A 19967-nucleotide genomic window follows, 5' to 3' on the forward strand; every position below is an offset into this window, starting at 1 on the left:
TTCCTCCCCGTTCACACCGCCCCAACAAGGAGACCCCAACCATGAGTAGAACCAGACAGCTTTTGAAACGAACAATTCCCGTACTGGCCGGAACCGTTGCTGCAGCCCTCTTGCTTGCTGGCTGCGGAGGCGCTTCCGTGAACCAAGCGGCAGCCGCAGGCTCCTCGGATACGCCCTGCGGGACCGTCAATGTCGCCCTCAACGCGTGGGTCGGCTACACGGCAAATGCGGCTGTTTACAGCTACATAGCCCAAAACAAACTCGGTTGCACGGTAGTCCAGAAGGACCTGTCGGAGCAGATTTCCTGGCAGGGCTTTGGTTCCGGTGAAGTCGATGTCATCCTTGAGAACTGGGGTCACGCGGACCTCACGAAGCAGTACATCACGGACCAAAAAGTGGCTGTGGATGCCGGCCCCACGGGCAACGAAGGGCACATCGGCTGGTACGTACCACCATGGATGGTCCAGAAGTACCCGGACATCCTGGACAGCAAGAACCTGAACAAGTACGCGTCACTCTTTGCTACCTCCGAATCCGGCGGCAAGGGCCAGGTATTGGACGGGGACCCCGCGTTCGTAACCAACGATGAAGCCCTCGTCAAGAACCTGGGCCTCGACTACAAAGTGGTCTTCTCGGGCTCGGAAGCAGCTCTGATCCAGTCGTTCCGTACGGCCGAAAAGAACAAGACACCGCTCCTTGGCTACTTCTACGAACCGCAATGGTTCCTTTCCGAGGTCCCCCTCAAGAAGGTCAGCCTGCCCGCCTACACCCCGGGCTGTGATTCCGACGCCGAGAAGGTCGCCTGTGACTACCCGGATTACAAGCTGAACAAAGTGATGGCCAAGAAGTTCGCGGACAGCGGTTCTCCCGCCGCGAAACTGCTCAAGGCGTTCTCGTGGACCAACGCGGACCAGAACTCCGTAGCAACGGACATCCAGGGCGGCATGAAGCCCGATGCCGCAGCAAAGAAATGGGTGGATGCCCACCCCGACGTGGTGGCTGCCTGGCTCAAATAGTCTCCCGACGCTTGATTTGAAGCTCCCCGGATCCATGGATCCGGGGAGCTTCTTTTTTGGCGCCCGGAGCTGGTCTTACTCATTCTACGCAACCGCGTTGCAGTTATTGCGTCACCCCTCCCAACTGGCTCGCACTAGATGTCGTTTAGAGCGTCCAATACGACATCTAGTGCGAGCCAGTTGGGCGGAAGCCGCAGACTCTTGACGGTGACGCACAACACATCTATTCTGGTGCAACAGCGTTGCGTTGAATGCAACCCCAAAAATTCTTGGTGGATTCATGAAAAACGAAACATCCTCCGTGGCAGCAACCCCGGGAAGCGCTAATGCCGGATCCAAAGGCGGATCCGGCGAGCTTCCCGACGCACCAGCCACCCCGGGTGGCCCGTCAAAGCCATCCAACAACCACACGGTCAGCAAGGACACCCGCCGCCGCGTCATCACTGCAAGCTTCATCGGCAACTTCGTCGAATGGTTCGACTACGCCGTCTACGGCTACCTTGCCGGGATCATCTCGACCGTCTTCTTCCCAGCATCGGACCGGCAGACCGCCCTGCTCGCCACGTTCGGCGTCTTTGCCGTCTCCTTCTTCGTCCGTCCACTGGGCGGATTCATCTGGGGCCACATCGGTGACCGGCTCGGACGCAAACAGGCACTCTCCCTGTCGATCGTCCTCATGTCCGTGGCAACGTTCTGCATCGCCCTGATCCCCGGCTACAACACCATCGGCGTCATGGCACCAGTCCTCCTGCTGCTCGTCCGCGTTGTCCAGGGCTTCTCGGCAGCAGGCGAATACGCAGGTGCCTCGGCCTTCCTGGTGGAATACGCACCGGCCAATCGGCGCGGACTCTATGCCGCCGTCGTACCTGCCAGTACAGCGGCGGGCCTGCTGCTCGGTTCCCTGCTGGCGGCACTGCTCAGCTCGGTGCTGAGCGCCGATCAGCTCGGCGAATGGGGCTGGCGCCTGCCCTTCCTCCTGGCCGCCCCGATGGGCCTGATTGGCCGCTACATCCGCACCAAACTCGAGGACACCCCGGCATTCCGCGAAATGGCCGCGAAAGACACCGCGGTCAAGGCTCCGGCCTTCGCGATGTTCAAGACGTACCGCAAGCAGCTCATCATCGCGACGGGCGCCGTGCTGCTCAACGCCGTCGGCTTCTACGTGATCCTCAGCTACATGCCGACGTACCTCTCCGAGGAACTCCACTTCGGTGCAGCCGAATCGTTCCTGGCCACGACCATTGCCCTCCTCAGCTACATCGGATTCATCTTCCTGACCGGGATCGCATCGGACAGGTTCGGCCGCAAGCGCATGCTCATCACGGCTTCCGTACTGTTCGTGGTGCTGACCGTTCCCGCGTTCATGCTCCTCGATACCGGCAACTTCCTGGTCATTGTCCTGGTCCAGATCCTGCTCGGCGGCATGCTTACGCTCAACGACGGCACCCTGCCCAGCTTCCTTGCCGAGCTCTTCCCCACGAGGGTCCGCTACAGCGGCTTCGCCGTCAGCTTCAATCTCTCGAACGCCTTGTTCGGCGGCACCGCCCCATTCATGGCAACACTCCTGATCGGCCTGACCCACAACCAACTGGCTCCCGGCTGGTACCTCGTGGCGGCCGCCGTCATTTCCCTCATCGCGGTCCTCTTCGCTGTGGAGACTTCCAAGAAGCCCCTGCAGCAGGACTGAAAACAACCACCCATTGAAAGGAACACCACCCATGACCATCACCGAGAATGAAGCCGTCAACGACGTCGCCAAGCTTGAGCGCCTCAAGGTCCTCAACAACGGAGAGAAGGTCTCCCTGACCTTCTCCGACGCAGAGTTTGAGCGACGCCTTGCGGGTCTTCGCCGGATCATGGCTGAGAAGGAACTGGACGCCGTCGTCCTGACCAGCTACCACTCCATCAAGTACTACTCCGATTTCCTGTTCACCTACTTCGGCCGTTCCTACGCCATGGTCGTCACGGCCGACGACACCGTCACGGTCACCGCCAACATCGACGCCGGAATGCCGTGGCGCCGAAGCTATGGAGACAACCTGGTCTACACGGACTGGCGCCGGGACAACTACATCTTCGGCATCCAGGAGGTGTTGCGCACCCGCGGGATCAACGTCCGGCGCCTGGGCGTTGAGGACGACTCCCTGCCGTTGGACAACCGCAACAAGATCCAGGCCGCGTTCTCCGGCGCAACGCTTGTGGATGTGGCCCAGGCCGCGATGCGCCAGCGCATGATCAAGTCTGCCGAGGAAATCGAGGTCATCAAGCACGGTGCCCGGATCGGCGACCTGGGTGGCGAGGCCATCCGCAACGCCATCACCGCCGGAATCACCGAGTACGAAGTGGCGTTGATCGGCACCGAAGCGATGGTGCACGAGATCGCCCGGACGTTCCCCGACTCCGAAATCCGCGATACCTGGGTATGGTTCCAATCCGGCATCAACACGGACGGTGCCCACAACTGGGCCACCACCCGCAAGATCCAGGAACACGACATCCTGTCGCTGAATTGCTTCCCCATGACCTCGGGCTACTACACGGCCCTGGAGCGCACCCTGTTCTACGGCGAACCCGATGCCCGCTCCCTGGAACTATGGAACGTCAACGTAGACGTGCACAAGCGCGGACTGGAACTCATCAAGCCCGGGGCAGTCTGCAAGGACATCGCCGCGGAGCTCAACGAGATCTACGTTTCGCATGGACTGCTCGCCAACCGCACGTTTGGCTACGGACACTCCTTCGGGGTCCTCTCGCACTACTACGGTCGTGAAGCCGGACTGGAGCTGCGCGAAGACATCGATACGGTCCTGGAGCCCGGAATGGTCGTCTCCATGGAGCCGATGATCACGGTCCTTGACGGCCAGCCAGGTGCAGGCGGGTACCGGGAGCACGACATCCTGGTAGTCGGCGAAGACGGCGCCGAGAACATCACCAAGTTCCCGTTCGGCCCGGAATACAACATCATCGGCGCCTGACACCCACCCCAATGGACATGCCCAGCCTTGCGCCCGAGCAGTGGACATATGACTCATATGCTCATCGCTCTAGGCCAAGGCTGGGCATGTCCCAATAAAAAGAGCCATATAGTGACCATCATGACCCCAGCAGAACCGCGTGTAATCACGAGTGACACCCCGGCAAACGGCGATTCCAAAGGCGCTTCGGTACTCGAGAACGCCATTGCCGTGCTCCGCAGCTTCACCGCCGAGGAACCCTTGCTGGGAGTCACCGAGATCGCCGGCAGGATCGGCTTGCACAAGAGCACCGTGTCCCGGATCCTGGCAACCTTCGAACAAGAACATTTGGTGGAGCGCGACTCCGAGTCCCGCCGCTTCCGGCTTGGCCTGGGGATGATCGCCCTTGCCGGCCCGCTCCTTGCCGAACTGGAAGAGCGCCGGGTTGCCTATCCCGTGCTGCGCGAACTGAGCGAGCGGACGGGCGAGACGAGCGCGCTCATGGTGTGGAACGGGAGCGAATCCATGTGCGTTGAGCAAATCGCCAGCCGTCACCAGGTCAAGCACCTCGCCCCCTTGGGTGCCCGCTACAACGAGGCGCTCAGCTCCTCGGTACAGGTCTTCCTTGCCGCCGAAGACGCCGACCGCGTACGCAAGCTCCTGCGAAGCGGCTCCATCACATTGCCCGGGCTCGACGAGGAAGCACTTGAGGCCTACCTTCTCCGGCTCCAGGAGTCTGTGAAGCGGGGGTGGGCATTCAATTTCGGCGAAACATCCATCGAAGAAGTCGGCGTTGCCTCCCCCGTCTTTGACCACCGCGGAGACATCGTGGCCTCCGTCCTGATTCCCGCGCCCAAGTTCCGGATCTCGCAGGATACTCTCGCCAGCCTCGGCGAGGCATGCCAAGACGCAGCCCGCAAAATCACCACGCGCCTAGGCGGCCGCCCCCCGCACTGACCCGACGATCCCCGTTTACCCCACAGGACATGCCCAGTTCTGGATCCCAGAAATGGACATGCCGACTCGTGATCCACTGGACATGCCCAACCCCAAGCCCCAGCATCGGACATAACGCTCTCAATCCAAGGGACATGTCCAGCCTTGGAGTCGAGAGGTGGGCATATTCGCAATATGTCCAGTGCTCAGAGCCAAGGCAGGCATGTCCTATGTGCCGGGCGGGCGGGAACCAAGGCCGCCGCGACGGAACCCAGTCAGCGGTTAGGCCCCGACGACGGCGAGCGCTTCCTCGACGCTGTCCACCAGGAAGATCCGCCGCTCCATCACTTTCCCGGCGGCAAGGCTATGCAACATAGGCCACGCGGGATACTTGTGCTCCCAGTGGTCGCGCCCTACGAGCACCATGGGGGTGACGGTTTCCGGGGCGCCGTAGAAGTTCTCGCACGCGTCCATGAAGATTTCCTGCACGGTGCCGGCGGAGCCCGGAAGGAACACGATCCCGCCGTTGCATAGCTCCAGCAAGATCGCTTCGCGCATGGAGTTGGCGAAATACTTGGCGATGTGGGTGGCGAAGAGGTTGGGCGGCTCGTGCCCGTAAAACCAGGTGGGGATGCCCAGCGACGTCGTCCCGCTCGGATAGTGCCCGACGACGGCGGCCGCCGCCCGCGCCCAGGCCGTCACCGAGGGACGGAAACCCGGCACCGCCGCGAGCGATTGCAGCGCGACGGCGAAGTCGGCGTCGGGCAGGCCGCTCAAGTAGGCACCCAAATTGGCGGCTTCCATGGTACCCGGTCCTCCCCCGGTGGCCACCGTGAAGCCGGACAGAGCCAAGAGCCGACCAAGGCGCGCCGCGTCGTCGAAGTCCGTCGTTCCGCGTTGCGCGGCGTGCCCGCCCATGACTCCCACGATCTTGTTCCCCGCGAAATCCCCGTTGCCAAGGAGCTCGTCCAGGGCGTCCCCGATGGCGTGGTCGTGCAGCGCGGCGGCAAGGGTGGCGTCAAGGCTTGTCCGCTGCCCCGGCATGATGCTCCATTGGTAGACCAGGGCGTCGAGCGTGGCTTCGTACTCCGTGGAGTCAATGTCCTCGTACAGTTCGGCGGCGCTGTAGAGGCTGCCCCGGTACGGGTTGAACGGCACGCCGCGCAGCTTGGGAAAGATGAGTGCGCCGCGGCTGCGCAGCGAATCCTCCACGCCGTCGTCGAAGGTGCAGCCCAGGAAGATGGCGCCTTGGGGATCCAACCTCTGCAGGCCCGCGCGTCGGCCTCGCAGGTCCAGCGACTGGGCGTGCCATCCGTGCATCGTTGCGGCACCGGAGCTCAGAAGCCGGTCGAAATGGGCCACGCTGTCAATGTCGAGCGTGCGGGGACTGGGAGCCAGTGCGCGGGACGGATTCATGGCATCAGCGTAAGCCCGCGATTCCCGTTGCGCAGGAGCCGACCGGCCAGTGCATCATGGAGCATGCAGACTTCCGAACAGCAAAGCAGCTTAAGGCCCCGGATCGGCATTCCTGTCCGCCTCAGCAGCTCCGGAAGCGCGGATCCTCGCGTGGGAGAGGCGAATGAACTCTTCGACTTCATCGTCGAACTAGTGCGCGACGCCGGTGCGGAGCCTGTACTGCTGGACGCCTCCTTTACCGACGAAGCCGGCCGACTGGCCGACGAGCTACGTTCCCTCAACGGAGTCGTGCTGCCCGGCGGCGGGGACCTGGACCCGCGACTCTACGGCGAAGAAGCGACTGAAGCCTGCTACGACGTCAATCCTGACCAGGATCGCCTGGACCTGGCGGTCGCCCGCGGATCGCTCGACGCCGGTTTGCCCACCCTCGGCATCTGCCGCGGCCACCAACTCCTCAACGTGGTCTATGGCGGGACGCTCATCCAGGACATGCACCCATCGCTGGTGGAACACAACGGCCTGACCCCGGCGGAAGGTGAGCTCAGCGCCTGGGCGTGGCACGACGTCGAACTTTCAGCGGGTTCCAAAGTGGCTGGGCTTTATGGCTCACGGAACTCGGTGCGGATCGCTTCGGGGCATCACCAGGCCGTGGCACGGGTAGGCGATGGCTTGGTGGTGACGGCGGTCGCGGAGGACGGCACGGTCGAAGCCCTTGAGGATCCACAGCGCTGGGTGGCATCCGTGCAATGGCATCCCGAGGCCTCGCAACTGCCTGAGGAGGAACGGCTCGCCCCGTTCAAGGCTTTCGTCGAGGTCTGCAGGACGCTACGTCCCGTGGGGTGATCGAGCGGCCCCTATCGGGACGACAAAGCGGCGAAAATGAAGATCAGCCAAAGAATACTCACGACCACACAGATCCAACCGAGAACTTTGCCAGCGGTCGCCTGGACCCCTAATGCCTCGGCCTTTGACGCCTGAACGAGCGCCAGAGGACCGAAGACAATGCCCAGCACAAAAATTCCGACGACACCAAATATCGTGGCTGCGGAGCGGTGGCCCAGTCCTTGGACATAGGCCTCGAGGGGAACGGCCGATCCACCGAGTCCGGGGCGCTGCCCATGTCCTGAGAGGCCGAAAGCAGCGAGATCAGAACGCCTTGACCTGTTTACGGCGTTCACAACGACCAGGACCATAACGACCGCCACAGCAATGAAGACGAGGATGAGTACCCATGGTCCATCAAACAATCTGCCCAATTGCATTCCCCCGTTGAAGTATGCGCGTCCCAGTTGAGCCAAGAATACCTCAAGAATCATTCGTAAGGGAATGGGCGAATGACAAACTATCCAGCGAGCGGCACAGAATCTCCGCAGGCCCGGATGCTTTGACGCCACCACCCTAATGCACATAGATGGATCGATCCCTCGATGCCAAGTGACTGTTCAAGAAACCCTTGACGACAATTGTTCTGAGTGATTACACTCATTTCCCTAGCTCAGAATCTAGCGAATTTAGCAAGCCGGAGTAGTAAGTCCGCTTATGAATTCACTAGATGGCAAAACAACGATTGGGGAGAAATGAGATTCAGAATTGCCTTATTGACGGCTGTCTTGGCGGCCACCTCCATTTGCTGGCACCCCCAGCTCAGGCGAAGACACCTGGGCTTACCGCCACCGACCTTGCTTTCGTCATGGATTCCAGCCTGCGTCTCGGAATATCGCCGAATGTCAGGGATAGGCTAATTGCAAACCTTGAAAAAGGTATACAACCCGAATCGGCGACTGGAGCCGAACCTATCAGCACGAAGACCAGGAAGTCCCCAGAGAAGACAGTCGTTAGGAAGGAATTCTCCGACGGCTCAGTTGCGGAGACAACTTTCGAAGACCCTGCTAGGGGCGAGACAGGTCCAACGAAGGGTGAAGTTACCCCGATGTCGATCAGGGGCTGCTCGGACTGGAGCGGGGTGGGAACCTGGGAGTTCCGGAACTGCAGCGTGCGAACGGATCAATTCACGTTCTCAATGGGCTTTGATTCCGACGGTCGACGCGGCACCGACTGCTCGCCGAATTTCGCCGCTAAGATCTATAGCGTCTACGGCGCATGGTACAGCGGGGTCGGCTCGGTGGGGGGAATCACACAGGAAGTTCTCCAAGGAACCCAAAACTGCTCCAGCGCGGCCCGGGGCCGGGCCAGCGCGATAGTCTCCATGACTTATTACTCCTTTACGGTCTCATTGACCTTCTACGTCCAGAATACGTCCCGATGGGATACATCTCCCTAAAGAGCCAGGACGACACCGCAGCACAGATTTCTTTTACTGAAGGAACTTGAAGGGACCGACTTAGGCCGGTCCCTTCTTTGCTTTACTGCACAAGCCCGAGAACCGGTCTCGACCACGCTTGTCCCCGATACGAGTGAAAGGTGAACTCATCGCGTCTCTTCTTACTAACCGATTGAACACGCCTATTGGGTCGGGGAATAAATTCCTAGGAACAGCCGTGCTTTCGGGATCGACATGGCTGACAGGCAGCGCCAACATACAATACGGTCCGGGAAACCTTCTTTGCTGCAGCGGTTTACAGGAATGGCGTTCTAGGCCGAGTCCACCATGTCGACTGACCGCACGGCCCCGCGCTGCGTCCCGTGGGGTGATCGAGCGGCCGACCTCCGGCCGCCAATGGCAATTTCCTGCGCCGGTGAACCTGACCGCTTCGGAATTCGTCTCATCATTGTGGCAAGCACATTGCGGCCACCGGACACGAGAAGCGGGGAACCAATCATGAGGAACCACCCCAAGGCGATGATGGTTATCGTTGCGGCGGCCGCCCTGATCGCCGTGAGCGGTTGCGGGTCGTCCGGAACCGGCGGCTATGGCGCATCATCGAGCCCACCTTCCGCCGCGTCCTCCGGCGCTCCGCAATCCCAATCGCTCACCATCACCATCAAGGACTTCGGCTATCAAGGACCCGTCTCGGTCAGCCCGGGCGCCAAGATCACCGTGAAGAACGAGGACACCCAGGCCCACACGGTCACCTCGGACGATGGCAAAGCCTTCGACGCCGCCGTCGACGGCGGGGGCGGAACAACCCAGTTCACGGCCCCCACCACACCGGGCAGCTACCCCTACCACTGCACCTACCACTCCAATATGCACGGAACCCTGGTCGTGAAATGAGCACTCTTGAAATGAGCACAGTGAAATGAGCACCCGTGAAGCGGCCCGCCGCAAGCCGATGAGCCGCAGGCCCAAGGACATCCTGTTGCGACTGCTTGTGGCGGCAGCCCTCGTCATCGACGCCGTGGTGCATTTCGATCTTGCCCCGGGCTACCAGTTGGGTGCCCCGGGCGGAATCGGGCAAGGCAACCTGTTCCGGATTGAGGCCGCAGCCGCAATCCTCGTCGCCGTGTATGTCCTGGTCCGAGGCAGCCGGCCGTCCTACGCGGCCGCGGTAGTGATCGCTGGAAGCGCGCTCATTGCGGTCCTGCTCTACCGATATGTCGACATACCTGCCATAGGTCCGATCCCGTCCATGTACGAGCCCGTATGGTTTTTCGAGAAGTCCCTCAGCGCAGTCGCCGAGGGACTGGGAGCCGTCCTGGCGGCCGTCGGCTACCTCCGGCAACGCGGCAGCGCCCGCCGCCGCCGCCCCTGAAGGTGCGCCGCCCCTGAAGGCGCCCGACGCCGGAAGGCGCACCCGCCGCCGCAGCCCACCCGCACATGGTTCTGATGTCTGGACATATTCCAAACAAGGAGCCTGAAACGGCACAATAAACGCGCCTCCGGTACCCTTGACCCGCACAATGCTCCTGCTATCATCAGTAAAGCAGTATGTCCTATCAAGCGAACATGAGCGGACATGCTTGCAACTTCCGGGACAGTCCCGGAATGCGAGGGAGCATGCAATGGCGAATCAACTTGGCCTCACAATCGACCGTTCTTCCCCTGTGCCTTTGTACCACCAGGTGGTCCAGGGCATCGAGGCCGCAATCCACAGCGGAGTGCTGGAGCCCGGCAGCCGATTGGACAACGAAATCGACCTCGCCGCCCAGCTCAACCTGTCCCGGCCCACCATGCGCAAGGCGATGGACGAACTCGTCCGCTCGGGCCTGTTGGTTCGCAAGCGCGGCGTCGGCACACAGGTGGTGTCGAGCCAGGTCCGCCGGCCCTTGGAGCTCTCCAGCCTCTACGACGACCTGACCAACAACGGCAAGAAGCCCACAACGCAGGTCCTCAGCTTCTCGCACATGGAAGCCGACGCAGCCACACTGACCGCCCTCCAGCTTCCGGCCGGTTCCAAGGTCTATCACTTCACCCGCCTGCGCAAGGTGGGCGGCAAGCCGCTGGCGCTCATGGAGAACTGGGTCCGCGACGACATCACCACAATGGACGAGTCCATGCTCGCCGCAGAGGGCCTCTACGCCATCCTCCGCCGCGGCGGAGTCAACTTCCGCCTCGCCTCGCAGCGGATCGGCGCCATGATCGCCAACGACTACCAAGCACCTCTCTTGGAGGCAGAAGTCGGCTCGGCTTTGGTCACCATGGAGCGCACCGCCGTCGACGACACCGGACGCATGGTCGAGACCGGCCACCACGTGTACCGGGCCGATTCCTACAGCTTCGAAATGACACTCGTACAGCGCTAACGCAAGGACATAACTTCATGGCCAACTGGGTCTATCCTCTGGGAACCGCCAACGACGGCGATTGGGACATCTCGCTCGGAACCTCCGATTCCGCGTTGACTGTGGACGGTTGGGCCCACACGGGCCTCAAGGTCGCCACGCTCGCCGCGGGCGCCACCGTCGAGCTCCCCGCCGCAGCTGAAGAGCGGATCATTGTGCCGCTCAACGGCGCCTTCACGGTGACTGTCGACGACGTCGAGTATCCCCTTGCGGGGCGGGCGTCTGTTTTCCATGGCCCCAGCGATGTCCTGTATTCCGGCACGAACGTCGCCGTCACCATCAGTTCGCCCGACGGCGGCCGAGTCGCCGTCGCGACCGCCCCGGCCAACGCGTCGTACCCCACCAGGCTCGTGACCGCCGCGGAAACCCCGGTTGAGCTGCGCGGAGCAGGCAATTGCTCGCGCCAGGTCCACAACTTCGGCACTCCGGCCGCCCTCGAGGCAGACCGTTTCATCGTCTGCGAAGTGCTCACCCCCGCGGGCAACTGGTCCTCCTATCCCCCGCACAAGCACGACGAGGAAAAGGACGGCGAATCGCAACTGGAGGAGATCTACTACTTCGAGACCCGGGTGGCTGACGGCTCCGGCGCCCCTGAAGACGCCGATGCTATCGGCTACCAACGCGTCTACGCCTCCGATGACCGCCCGATCGATGTGGCCGCGGAGGTTAGGACAGGCGACGTCGTTCTTGTTCCGTATGGCTGGCACGGCCCAGCCATGGCCGCTCCCGGCTACGACCTGTACTACCTGAACGTCATGGCCGGCCCGGGACCCGTACGCGAGTGGCTCATCAGCGACGACCCCCACCACGGGTGGGTGCGGCAGAGCTGGGACGGTCAGGACATCGACCCCCGATTGCCGTTCGGCGCCTGAGGGAGGCTTGCTAGACGACTGGCAGTTACCTCTCTTGCCTAGCGAGGAGTGGGCAGGTGCGCTCAGGAAGCAACATCGATTTTCCTGAGTGTCTCAGGGGATATGCCTGCACTAACTAGATGTGCCGGAGGTACCGCTCAGGCGAATCCAAGAATGACCTCCGACATGTCGTGAAACGCGATATCGCCGCACCGGCTGGGGTTTTTCTCGACCCGTTTTCACCGACGAGAACCGTCGCGGGCGTCAGATCAAGGCCCTGGTCGAGCACCTGGGCTATAGGCGGCAGAGCCGCCGGCCATTGACCACGGTCCAAAACATTCGTGGGATCCTCTGACAGACGTCGGACCGGATAGTTATGGAGAGGCATACGCACATTGTTACAGGCACCGCTTCTCGTCTTCGAGTTTCAGTGCAGCCGGTACAGGATCCCGTCTATGGCCTGAGTGCAGACGGCTTCCCGCATTCCGTGCAGGAGGGGATCCTCGTGCTTCTTTTAAAGGTCTGGCCACAGTTGTCGATCTGTACCTCTGGCGCGCGTCGTATGAGTAAGGGCCCGAATGGAAGGCCTTACTGACAGCAATGGAAGGAACAGACCAATGTCGAAGAACGAGCCGGCCAACGCCCAGTCCGAGGCGACCACCGAGATCCGCAGCCTCTTCAGCGAGATCTACGCCGCATGGGCAGACAATGACGCGGACGCTTTCGTGGCACCGTATCGGGACGATGCCACGGTGGTTATGCCGCGAACCTATCACCGCGACAAGGAGGAGATCCGGAGTTCCATGGCTGCCGGCTTCCAGGGTCCGCTCAAAGGTTCCCAAGCGGTCGATGAACCTGTGAGTATCCGGGTTATCGGAGGCCACACGGCGATCGTAGTCAGCAAGGCCGGCATTCTCATGGCAGGAGAGGCCCATCTCCCGATCGACCGCGAAGTCATTGCCACCTGGGTGTTGGTTCGACAGGATGGGCGCTGGGTGGTCGCCTCATACGCCAATGCGCCGGCCCACTGAAAACGCGTCGAAGAGCCGATTCCGCAAAGTGTTCGGCGTCGATTTGGTGAAAGCTCAAACCAAGGGGCACACGAAAGGAGTACGTAATGTCAAAGTATTTGGTCCTGATCTTCCAGGATGAAGTGGCGACGAAAGAAGTCGCGGGCGAGACGATCAGCGCCGACTACCAAGCGTTCATGCAGCGTCGCGGGGGTTCTTTGCTTGGCGGGGCCGCACTCGAGCCGGCGGAGACGGCGACGTCCATCCGGCACGACGGGTCCGGCGGATTCACGGTGACTGACGGTCCCTTCGCCGAGTCGAAGGAGACACTGGGCGGCTACTACCTGATCGAGGCCGCCGACCTCGACGAGGCGCTGGAGATCGCCAAGGAGGTTCCCGCCGGGGTCGGGGTCGAGGTTCGGCCCGTGCGAGTGGCGAGCTGATGCCGCCGGCCGCCAGCCGGGAGGTCGCTGCTGCGGTTGCGGAGGCGCACCGTCGGGAGTGGGCGTTCGTGTTGGCGGCCACCGTGCGCACCGCCGGTGATATCGACACAGCGGAAGAAGCCGTCCAAGATGCGTACGCCAGCGCATTGTCGACATGGGGTACGCGTGGCATCCCGGAGAACCCTGGAGCGTGGCTCACAGTGACCGCGCGGCGACGAGCCGTGGACATGCACCGACGCGCCGCGACAGCACAGCGGGCGCTCCCCAAACTGATCAACCCGGAAATGCATTTACTCGACGAGCCGGGCCGCGACACGAAAGACATAGCCGATGATCGGCTGCGGTTGATCTTCACGTGCTGCCACCCCGCCCTCGCACCTGACGCGCAGGTCGCTCTGACGCTGCGGCTTTTGTGCGGGCTGTCCACGGCCGATGTCGCGCGGGCGTTTCTGCTACCGGAGGCGACGATGGCGGCGCGGATTACCCGGGCGAAAAAGAAGATCAGGGCCGCGCACATCCCGTACAGGGTGCCGCCCGCGTCCGAGCTGCGCGAGCGTATCGACGGCGTACTGTCCGCGGTCTACCTGGTGTACACGACCGGGCACACCGCCCCATCAGGAGCGAACCTGATGCGGCGAGATCTCGCCGAGCGCGGCCATGAGCTGGCGAGAATGCTACGCGTCCTGCTTCCCGGCGACCGCGACGTCGGGGGGCTTCTCGCGCTCGTGCTACTTACCGACGCCCGCAGTGGCGCCCGGCTCGATGAGCACCGTGAGCTCGTGCTGATGGAGAACCAGGACCGATCGAAATGGGACCGGGCGGCCATCGATGAAGGGGTGGCGCTCCTGCGCGAGGCATTGAGCCGACGGCCACCGGGCCGCTTCGCCCTCATGGCGGCAATCGCGGCCGTGCATGACGAGAGCAAGTCGTGGTCCGACACTGACTGGCAGGAGATCCTGGGGCTCTACGACCTGCTCATCGAAACGTGGTCCTCTCCCGTCGTCAAACTTAACCGGGCCATCGCCCTCGGTTTCGCGGTGGGCCACGCGGAAGGTTTGGCTGAGCTGGATGCACTCGGAGCCGATCCGCGACTCGCCCGATACCCGTATCTTGCCGCCGCTCGCGCCGACTTCCTGACCCGGCTGGGCCGTTTCGACGAGGCCCGGGTCGCCTTCGAGGAGGCGCTAATCCTGACTGAGAATGACACCGAACGAAGCTACCTCCGGACCCGTCTGAGCGAACTGACGGGTTGAATCCGAACGTTGCGCCGCTAGCCGCGAACAGCCAGCGCCACCCTGACCGGGACCCCGCTTGCCAGCGACTCCTGCGCGGCATCCGCCACACGGGAAGCCGCGACAGCGTCCTCCGGGGTGCACGGGTTCTCCCGTTGGCCCAAGACCAGCTCAACGAAGGCCGCCATTTCGGAGCGGTAGGCCTGGTCGAAGCGTTCGGCGAAGGTCTTGTGGGGTTCTCCGGACGGGAAGGCTACGCCGGCCTCGGCTGATTCCATGGCTGTCTTGTCGTCCAGGCCGACCATAATGGAACGATTCGAGCCCTGGATTTCGAGGCGGACGTCGTGCCCCGCACCGTTGTAACGCGTTGCCGACACCGTGCCGACCGTCCCGTCGTCGAACGTGATCAAAGCCAACGCGGTGTCCACATCACCCACTTCGCCGATGGCGGGATCGCCGTTGTTGGAACCCTTGGCATAGACCTCCACGATTTCGCGGCCGGTCAGCCAGCGCAGGATGTCGAAGTCGTGGACCGAGCAATCGCGGAACAGCCCGCCGGACGTTGCCAGGAACTCCACGGGCGGCGGCGCCATGTCACAGGTCACGGCGCGCAGCGAGTGGATCCAGCCGAGCTCGCCAGCTTGGTAGGCGCGCTTGGCCTCGAGATAGCCGGCATCGAAGCGACGCTGGTGGCCGATCTGCACCACTCCGTCGTTGGCACGGATATGTTCCACGACAGGCAGCGAATCGGCCACATTCATGGCCACGGGCTTCTCGCAGAAAACCGGGATACCGGCGTCCACGCCCGCGCGGATCAATTCCGGGTGAGTGCCCGTGCCGGTCGCGATGACCAGCCCATCCACTCCGGAGGCGATCAAAGCCTCTACCGACGGCAGGAATTGAGCGCCGAGACCGGCTGCCACCTTGCGGGCGTGGTCTTCGGCGACGTCTGTGAGCCGCAACTCCACGTTGATGCCCTGCGCATTCAGTTCCCCGTTGAGGGCGGCGATGTTGTTGGCGTGCATCACGCCGATCCGCCCCACTCCGACCAGTCCGAGAACGACGTCCTTCATCGCGCTACCTCCGTTGAAAATGCAGATGCGCCCCGGGATATATCGGTCTCAACCGTGAACGCCCGGCGGAACTCTTCAAGAGCCTCCATGTCGTCACCACTGGCCCACGCCTCCATGCCGACGGTGCCTTCATAGCCCGCGGCCACGAGTGCCCGGGCCACAGCCGAGTAGTTGATTTCGCCGGTGCCGGGCTCGCAGCGCCCCGGGACGTCCGCCACCTGGATCTCGCCGATGTGCGGCAAGGCGGTGCGGACCAACTCAATGAGGTTCCCCTCCCCCAATTGTGCGTGGTACAGGTCAAGCATCATCTTCACATTGGGATGTCCGGCCGCCTCCACGAGCGCCTGGGTGTCCTTGGCCCGGGCCAGCGGAATTCCGGGGTGGTCCAGCACGGTGTTGAGATTTTCCAGGCAGAACGTCAGTCCGTGCTTTTCCCCGAGCGCGCCAAGGCGCTCCAAGGTCCGGGCACCCGTGATCCACATGCTGCCGTTGGACCGGTAGACGGGACGGGCTGCTTTCCCGTCGATCAGCTCCGCCGAGTGAACCACCATGCGGCTGACGCCGAGTTCCAAAGCGGTCGGAATCAGCGTCTCAGCCGTCCTCACCACGTCATCGGCGGTGTCGGCGTCAACCAGGCTCCCGGAGGTGTACCCGGTCATCGAGGAAAAGACCGCGCCGCTCGACTTGAGTGCCGGAATGTCCTTGCTCCTCGAGTCCCAGAGTTCGACGTCGAATCCGGCCTCATGGATCCTACGTACACGTTCGGTGAACGGCAGCTCCGTGAAGACCATTTCGGCGCAAACGGCCAGCCGCATCAGACACCGGCCTTGCTGTCGCTCGAAACGGCGGGTACCGCCACCGGTCCGCCTTGCTGGACCGACTCGATGCAGGCCAAAGCCATCGCGAGGGCGCGGCGCGCGTCAGCGGCTCCCGGGGTGAGGGTGAAAGCGCCCGACGGCGGCTGCGTGCCATCGCGGCGTGCGCGGACTGCCGCCACGAAGTCCACGAGTTCATCGGTGTAGGCATCGCGGAACAGTTCCACGTTGAGCCTCGGAGTCTCCGCGGAAAGGCCCTCTGCCGTGTACCTCAAGGCAGCCGTTTCAGTGGACCGGCCGGCCTGAACCATGCCCTTGGAGCCAAAGACTTCGCCCCTGACGTCGTAGCCGTAAAGCGCGCTGAAGTTGGCTTCCGCCACTGCCAAGGCTCCATTGCTGTAGCGGACGGTGACGACAGCCGTGTCCAGGAATCCCTGGTCACGCAGGCCCGGTTCCACCAAGGCGTCCGCGACCGCGTACACCTCCACAGGCTCGGCACCTTCGTTGAACCAGTTCAGGGTGTCGAAGTCGTGAATGAGGGTTTCCAGGAAGATCGTCCAGGCCGGAATCCTGGCCGCGTGTCCGATGCTCCCCGTGCCCGGGTCCCTCGTCAACGAGCGCAAGAGCTGCGGCTCCCCCACAATTCCTTCGGCCAGGTCCTTCTTGGCGGCCTGGAAGTCGGTGGCGTATCGGCGGTTGAAGCCGATCTGGAAATGTACCCCTCCCGCTTCGACGGCGACTAGGGCGGCGTCGAGCTCTTCGAGGCTCTGGCCGGCGGGCTTCTCGCAAAACACGTGCTTGCCGGCGCCTGCGGCCTGGGCGATCAGGGAAGCGTGGAAGCGCGCCGGGCTGGCAATGATTACGCCATCGATGTCCGGATCGGCCATGATGTCGGCGGCATCGGCCGTGACCTTCGCCGTGCCAAGCTGGGCAGCCACCGACGCTGCGGAGTCCACGTTGGGATCGGCGACGGCGGCCAGCACCGCACCGGGAACCCTGCGGGCTATGCTTTCGCCGTGGAACGCTCCCATCCAGCCGGAGCCAATGAGGCCAAGCCGCACCGGCGTGGGAAGTCCGGCTGAATGCTGTTCGATGTAGGCCATGGGCCCGTCCTTTCGATAGTCAGTACAACAATTGCTCAGGCAGGCGCGTTGCCTTCGCCCGGGAATTCAATGCCCACCTGGCGGCGGATCTCATCGGCAACTTCCATCGTCCGGATGGAGGAGGCCAGGGGCCGCTGTCGGGTTTCCGTCTCACCGGCGGCGATGGCGCGGGCCACCGCCGCGGCTTCATAGTGCAAGCCTTCCAAATGCCCGCCCGATGCCTCGTTGTGGCGAAGTCGTGTGCCGTCGGGGAACCGGATCTCGAAACCGCCAGGCATGTTGAAGGGGCCATCGATGGTCAACGTGGCCTCGGAGCCAACGATCGTTGCCGCCGTGGGGGTGAAATTATGCAGGTGCGTATTCATGAGGGCCTGGCTTCCACCGGGGAATTGCATGATGGCGGAGAGCTGGGCGTTGACACCCGATTCGTGGTGCTGACCGAAAGCGCTCAAGCGTTCCGGTGCACCCAGGACTTCGGTGATGAGGGCCAGCGGGTAGGTGCCCAGATCCAGCAAAGGCCCACCAGCCAGAGCGGCGTCAAAGATGCGGTGGCTGCGTTCGAAGTGCTCGCCGTATTCCGCCAGGACCGTTGTCACGGTACCCAGCGTCCCGGCGTCGAGCACTTGCCGGATCACGTCGAACTTCGGAAGGAAGAAGCTCCACATGGCCTCGGCCGCGAAAACGCCTGCTGCCTTGGCCCGCGCGGCGATATCCCGGGTCTGCGCAGCATTCAGGCCGATCGGTTTCTCGATGAGGACGTGGTTGCCGGCGTCGATGGCGAGCACGGCGGCCGCGTGGTGGAAGTTGTGTGGCGTGCACACGTACACGATGTCTATGTCCGGAGCCGCGGCCAGCTCTTCGTAGCTCCCATAGGCGGCGGGCACGCCGAAAGCTTCCGCGAAAGCCTTGGACCGATCCAAAGAGCGGGAGCCGACGGCGGCAATCACTTGCCGTGAGTGTGCCTGGACCGATTCCGTGAACCGTTCGGCAATCCACCCCGGGCCCATGATCCCCCAGCGCAACGCAGGAGCGTCGAGGGAATCCGGCACCCGGGACACCGGAAGACCAGATGCCGGCATGCCCGATGCCGGCAGGCCCGATGAAACCATCAGTAGACCACCTTCGTGTAGGCTCCGTCGCTGTGGAGCGAGCGGATCATCGCTTGTGCAAGCTGCGACGCGCGCAGTCCATCCTCACCCGTGGCGAGCGGCGCAGGCTCTCCCTTTTCGAGGGCTGAAATCCAGGCCTGAAGTTGCAAGCCGTAAGCGTCGGCGAAGCGTGGACGCCAGTCGGTAGGGATTTCGGAACTGCGCTTCCCTTCTTGCCGGACGTCGAGGGCGGCCGGTTCCGGGAGTGCCGCGGTGCCGAACTCTGACACGACCTCGCACCGGGTGGTGTAGCCGTACTGCGCGTTGAGGAAGAGTTCGAGGGTGGCCAGCGTGCCGTCGGCCGCGCGCAGGAGCATGAAGGCTGGATCCCGCAGGTCACCGGTACTGTGCCGGGAACTCCGTCCCGCTTGCCAGGACACCTCAGTGATGGGCGAATCCAGCAGCCAGGGGATGATGTCGAGCTCGTGGATGGCCGAGTTGGTGATGGCGGACTCCGAGCTCGCGCCCGGTCCCGCAGCTGCGGTCCGGCTAGTGCAGTGGACCTGCAAAGGCTCGCCTTGCGTGCGTGCCCGGGTGGCTTCGCGCAGGGCGACATAGCCGGGATCGAAGCGCCTCATAAAGCCCATCGACAGCAGCCGGGCACCCGTTGCGGCCAGGAGGTCGGCTTCGGCCTCCACCACTTCGCGGCTTTCCAGGAGCGTGGGGGCCAGCGGTTTTTCGCAGAGCACCGGGGTCATTGCTTCGAAGCATTCCAGCACCAGTCCGGCATGGGTGGAGTCATGTGAAGCGACGACGACGGCGTCAACCTCGCTGGAGTTGATCAGCTCGGAAGGATCCGTGGTGATGCGAGCGGACGGCGGCGCCGCGGCTGCCGCTCGTTCGGCGTCTAGGTCTGCCACGAAGGTGACTTCGGCTCCGCTGATGGTGGTGGAGAGGTTCCTGATGTGGTCTGCGCCCATAACACCGGCGCCGATAACGCCAACCCGGATCGGCATGCTGTCTTCCCGTCTATTACTTCGTGCACATTCCTGCGGTGGCATGGCGAGCGGGGGCCCGTCCGCTTTTCCGGCGGACCCCCGTCTCCGTCCGTGCTGTCTCCCGGCGCGCTAGGCGTGCCGCGGGCTGCTTTCCCTTGAATCGTCAGCAGCGTCGGTAGCGTCAGCAACGTCAGCTACCCCGGCGACTTCGGCTTGGACTTCCTTGAGGGCTTCGGTGTGTCCGCCGAGTTGTTCGAGTTCGTGGGCGAGTTCGGCCAGTTCCGCGCCGCCGGCCATCTGGGCGGTGAGTTCGTCCAGGGTGATGTCCTTCTTGTCGTAGTAGCCGATG

General features: G+C 63.1%; 20 protein-coding genes and 1 pseudogene. 13 read left to right on the forward strand and 8 right to left on the reverse strand.

All coding sequences use genetic code 11. The features are described 5' to 3' along the window. Positions 1-41 precede the first annotated feature (41 nt). The 4 genes from AB4Z38_RS09890 (at position 42) to AB4Z38_RS09905 (ending at position 4927) form a co-directional block, all read left to right on the forward strand. Positions 42-1016: an ABC transporter substrate-binding protein gene (locus AB4Z38_RS09890; RefSeq protein WP_441429543.1), complete on the forward strand. Its 975-nt coding sequence runs from the start codon at positions 42-44 to the stop codon at positions 1014-1016. Between the two features lie 280 nt (positions 1017-1296). Then, positions 1297-2703: an MFS transporter gene (locus AB4Z38_RS09895; RefSeq protein WP_441429544.1), complete on the forward strand. Its 1407-nt coding sequence runs from the start codon at positions 1297-1299 to the stop codon at positions 2701-2703. A 31-nt stretch (positions 2704-2734) separates the two neighbouring features. Further along, positions 2735-3991, forward strand: a complete 1257-nt coding sequence (locus AB4Z38_RS09900; RefSeq protein ID WP_441429545.1) for an aminopeptidase P family protein — start codon at positions 2735-2737, stop codon at positions 3989-3991. 120 nt (positions 3992-4111) lie between these two features. After that, the gene (locus tag AB4Z38_RS09905; protein ID WP_441429566.1) at positions 4112-4927 is read left to right on the forward strand and encodes an IclR family transcriptional regulator; all 816 of its coding nucleotides are present in this window, start codon (positions 4112-4114) and stop codon (positions 4925-4927) included. Positions 4928-5188: 261 nt separating this feature from the next. Here AB4Z38_RS09905 and AB4Z38_RS09910 read toward each other — a convergent pair whose 3' ends face one another. Then, the gene (locus AB4Z38_RS09910; protein ID WP_441429546.1) at positions 5189-6322 is read right to left on the reverse strand and encodes an LOG family protein; all 1134 of its coding nucleotides are present in this window, start codon (positions 6320-6322) and stop codon (positions 5189-5191) included. Positions 6323-6385: 63 nt separating this feature from the next. On the opposite strand from AB4Z38_RS09910, the gene AB4Z38_RS09915 reads away from it, so the two are divergent. Then, a complete protein-coding gene (locus tag AB4Z38_RS09915; RefSeq protein ID WP_441429547.1) occupies positions 6386-7165 on the forward strand; it encodes a gamma-glutamyl-gamma-aminobutyrate hydrolase family protein in 780 nt (259 codons plus the stop codon). 11 nt (positions 7166-7176) lie between these two features. Here AB4Z38_RS09915 and AB4Z38_RS09920 read toward each other — a convergent pair whose 3' ends face one another. After that, positions 7177-7578, reverse strand: coding sequence for a hypothetical protein (locus tag AB4Z38_RS09920; protein ID WP_441429548.1), 402 nt, complete (start codon positions 7576-7578; stop codon positions 7177-7179). A 296-nt stretch (positions 7579-7874) separates the two neighbouring features. Between AB4Z38_RS09920 and AB4Z38_RS09925 the strand changes: the two genes are divergently transcribed. From AB4Z38_RS09925 to AB4Z38_RS09960, 8 genes are all read left to right on the forward strand, one after another. Then, positions 7875-8603, forward strand: coding sequence for a hypothetical protein (locus AB4Z38_RS09925; RefSeq protein ID WP_441429549.1), 729 nt, complete (start codon positions 7875-7877; stop codon positions 8601-8603). A gap of 498 nt (positions 8604-9101) precedes the next feature. Next, entirely contained in the window at positions 9102-9497 is a 396-nt protein-coding gene (locus AB4Z38_RS09930; protein ID WP_441429550.1) for a cupredoxin domain-containing protein, read from the forward strand. Positions 9498-9522: 25 nt separating this feature from the next. Beyond that, positions 9523-9975 (forward strand): hypothetical protein, encoded by a 453-nt coding sequence (locus AB4Z38_RS09935; protein WP_441429551.1) that lies wholly within the window; start codon positions 9523-9525, stop codon positions 9973-9975. A 250-nt stretch (positions 9976-10225) separates the two neighbouring features. Beyond that, positions 10226-10966, forward strand: a complete 741-nt coding sequence (locus tag AB4Z38_RS09940) for a GntR family transcriptional regulator (protein ID WP_441429552.1) — start codon at positions 10226-10228, stop codon at positions 10964-10966. Between the two features lie 17 nt (positions 10967-10983). Then, positions 10984-11877 carry a 5-deoxy-glucuronate isomerase gene (iolB, locus tag AB4Z38_RS09945; protein WP_441429553.1) on the forward strand — a complete coding sequence of 298 codons (894 nt, stop codon included), beginning with the start codon at positions 10984-10986 and terminating at the stop codon, positions 11875-11877. Between the two features lie 596 nt (positions 11878-12473). Beyond that, positions 12474-12887: an SgcJ/EcaC family oxidoreductase gene (locus tag AB4Z38_RS09950; protein WP_441429554.1), complete on the forward strand. Its 414-nt coding sequence runs from the start codon at positions 12474-12476 to the stop codon at positions 12885-12887. 86 nt (positions 12888-12973) lie between these two features. Further along, positions 12974-13309 (forward strand): YciI family protein, encoded by a 336-nt coding sequence (locus AB4Z38_RS09955; RefSeq protein ID WP_441429555.1) that lies wholly within the window; start codon positions 12974-12976, stop codon positions 13307-13309. Next, positions 13309-14562 (forward strand): RNA polymerase sigma factor, encoded by a 1254-nt coding sequence (locus AB4Z38_RS09960; RefSeq protein ID WP_441429556.1) that lies wholly within the window; start codon positions 13309-13311, stop codon positions 14560-14562. Before AB4Z38_RS09955 ends, AB4Z38_RS09960 begins: the two co-directional genes overlap by 1 nt. 17 nt (positions 14563-14579) lie before the next feature. Here AB4Z38_RS09960 and AB4Z38_RS09965 read toward each other — a convergent pair whose 3' ends face one another. The 6 genes and pseudogenes from AB4Z38_RS09965 to AB4Z38_RS09990 form a co-directional block, all read right to left on the reverse strand. Beyond that, positions 14580-15614, reverse strand: coding sequence for a Gfo/Idh/MocA family oxidoreductase (locus tag AB4Z38_RS09965; RefSeq protein WP_441429557.1), 1035 nt, complete (start codon positions 15612-15614; stop codon positions 14580-14582). After that, positions 15611-16429, reverse strand: a complete 819-nt coding sequence (locus tag AB4Z38_RS09970; protein ID WP_441429558.1) for a TIM barrel protein — start codon at positions 16427-16429, stop codon at positions 15611-15613. Before AB4Z38_RS09970 ends, AB4Z38_RS09965 begins: the two co-directional genes overlap by 4 nt. Then, positions 16429-17532: a Gfo/Idh/MocA family oxidoreductase gene (locus AB4Z38_RS09975; protein ID WP_441429559.1), complete on the reverse strand. Its 1104-nt coding sequence runs from the start codon at positions 17530-17532 to the stop codon at positions 16429-16431. The genes AB4Z38_RS09970 and AB4Z38_RS09975 overlap by 1 nt, the downstream gene beginning before the upstream one ends. Positions 17533-17567: 35 nt before the next feature. Continuing rightward, positions 17568-18641: a Gfo/Idh/MocA family protein gene (locus AB4Z38_RS09980; protein WP_441429560.1), complete on the reverse strand. Its 1074-nt coding sequence runs from the start codon at positions 18639-18641 to the stop codon at positions 17568-17570. Beyond that, on the reverse strand, positions 18641-19636 hold the full coding sequence (locus AB4Z38_RS09985; RefSeq protein ID WP_441429561.1) for a Gfo/Idh/MocA family oxidoreductase: 996 nt from the start codon (positions 19634-19636) through the stop codon (positions 18641-18643). Before AB4Z38_RS09985 ends, AB4Z38_RS09980 begins: the two co-directional genes overlap by 1 nt. A gap of 111 nt (positions 19637-19747) precedes the next feature. Then, positions 19748-19967 (reverse strand): annotated as a pseudogene (locus AB4Z38_RS09990) (hypothetical protein); the annotation flags it as partial.

The organism is Arthrobacter sp. 2RAF6 (assembly GCF_052115205.1).
Classification (GTDB): Bacteria; Actinomycetota; Actinomycetes; order Actinomycetales; family Micrococcaceae; genus Arthrobacter.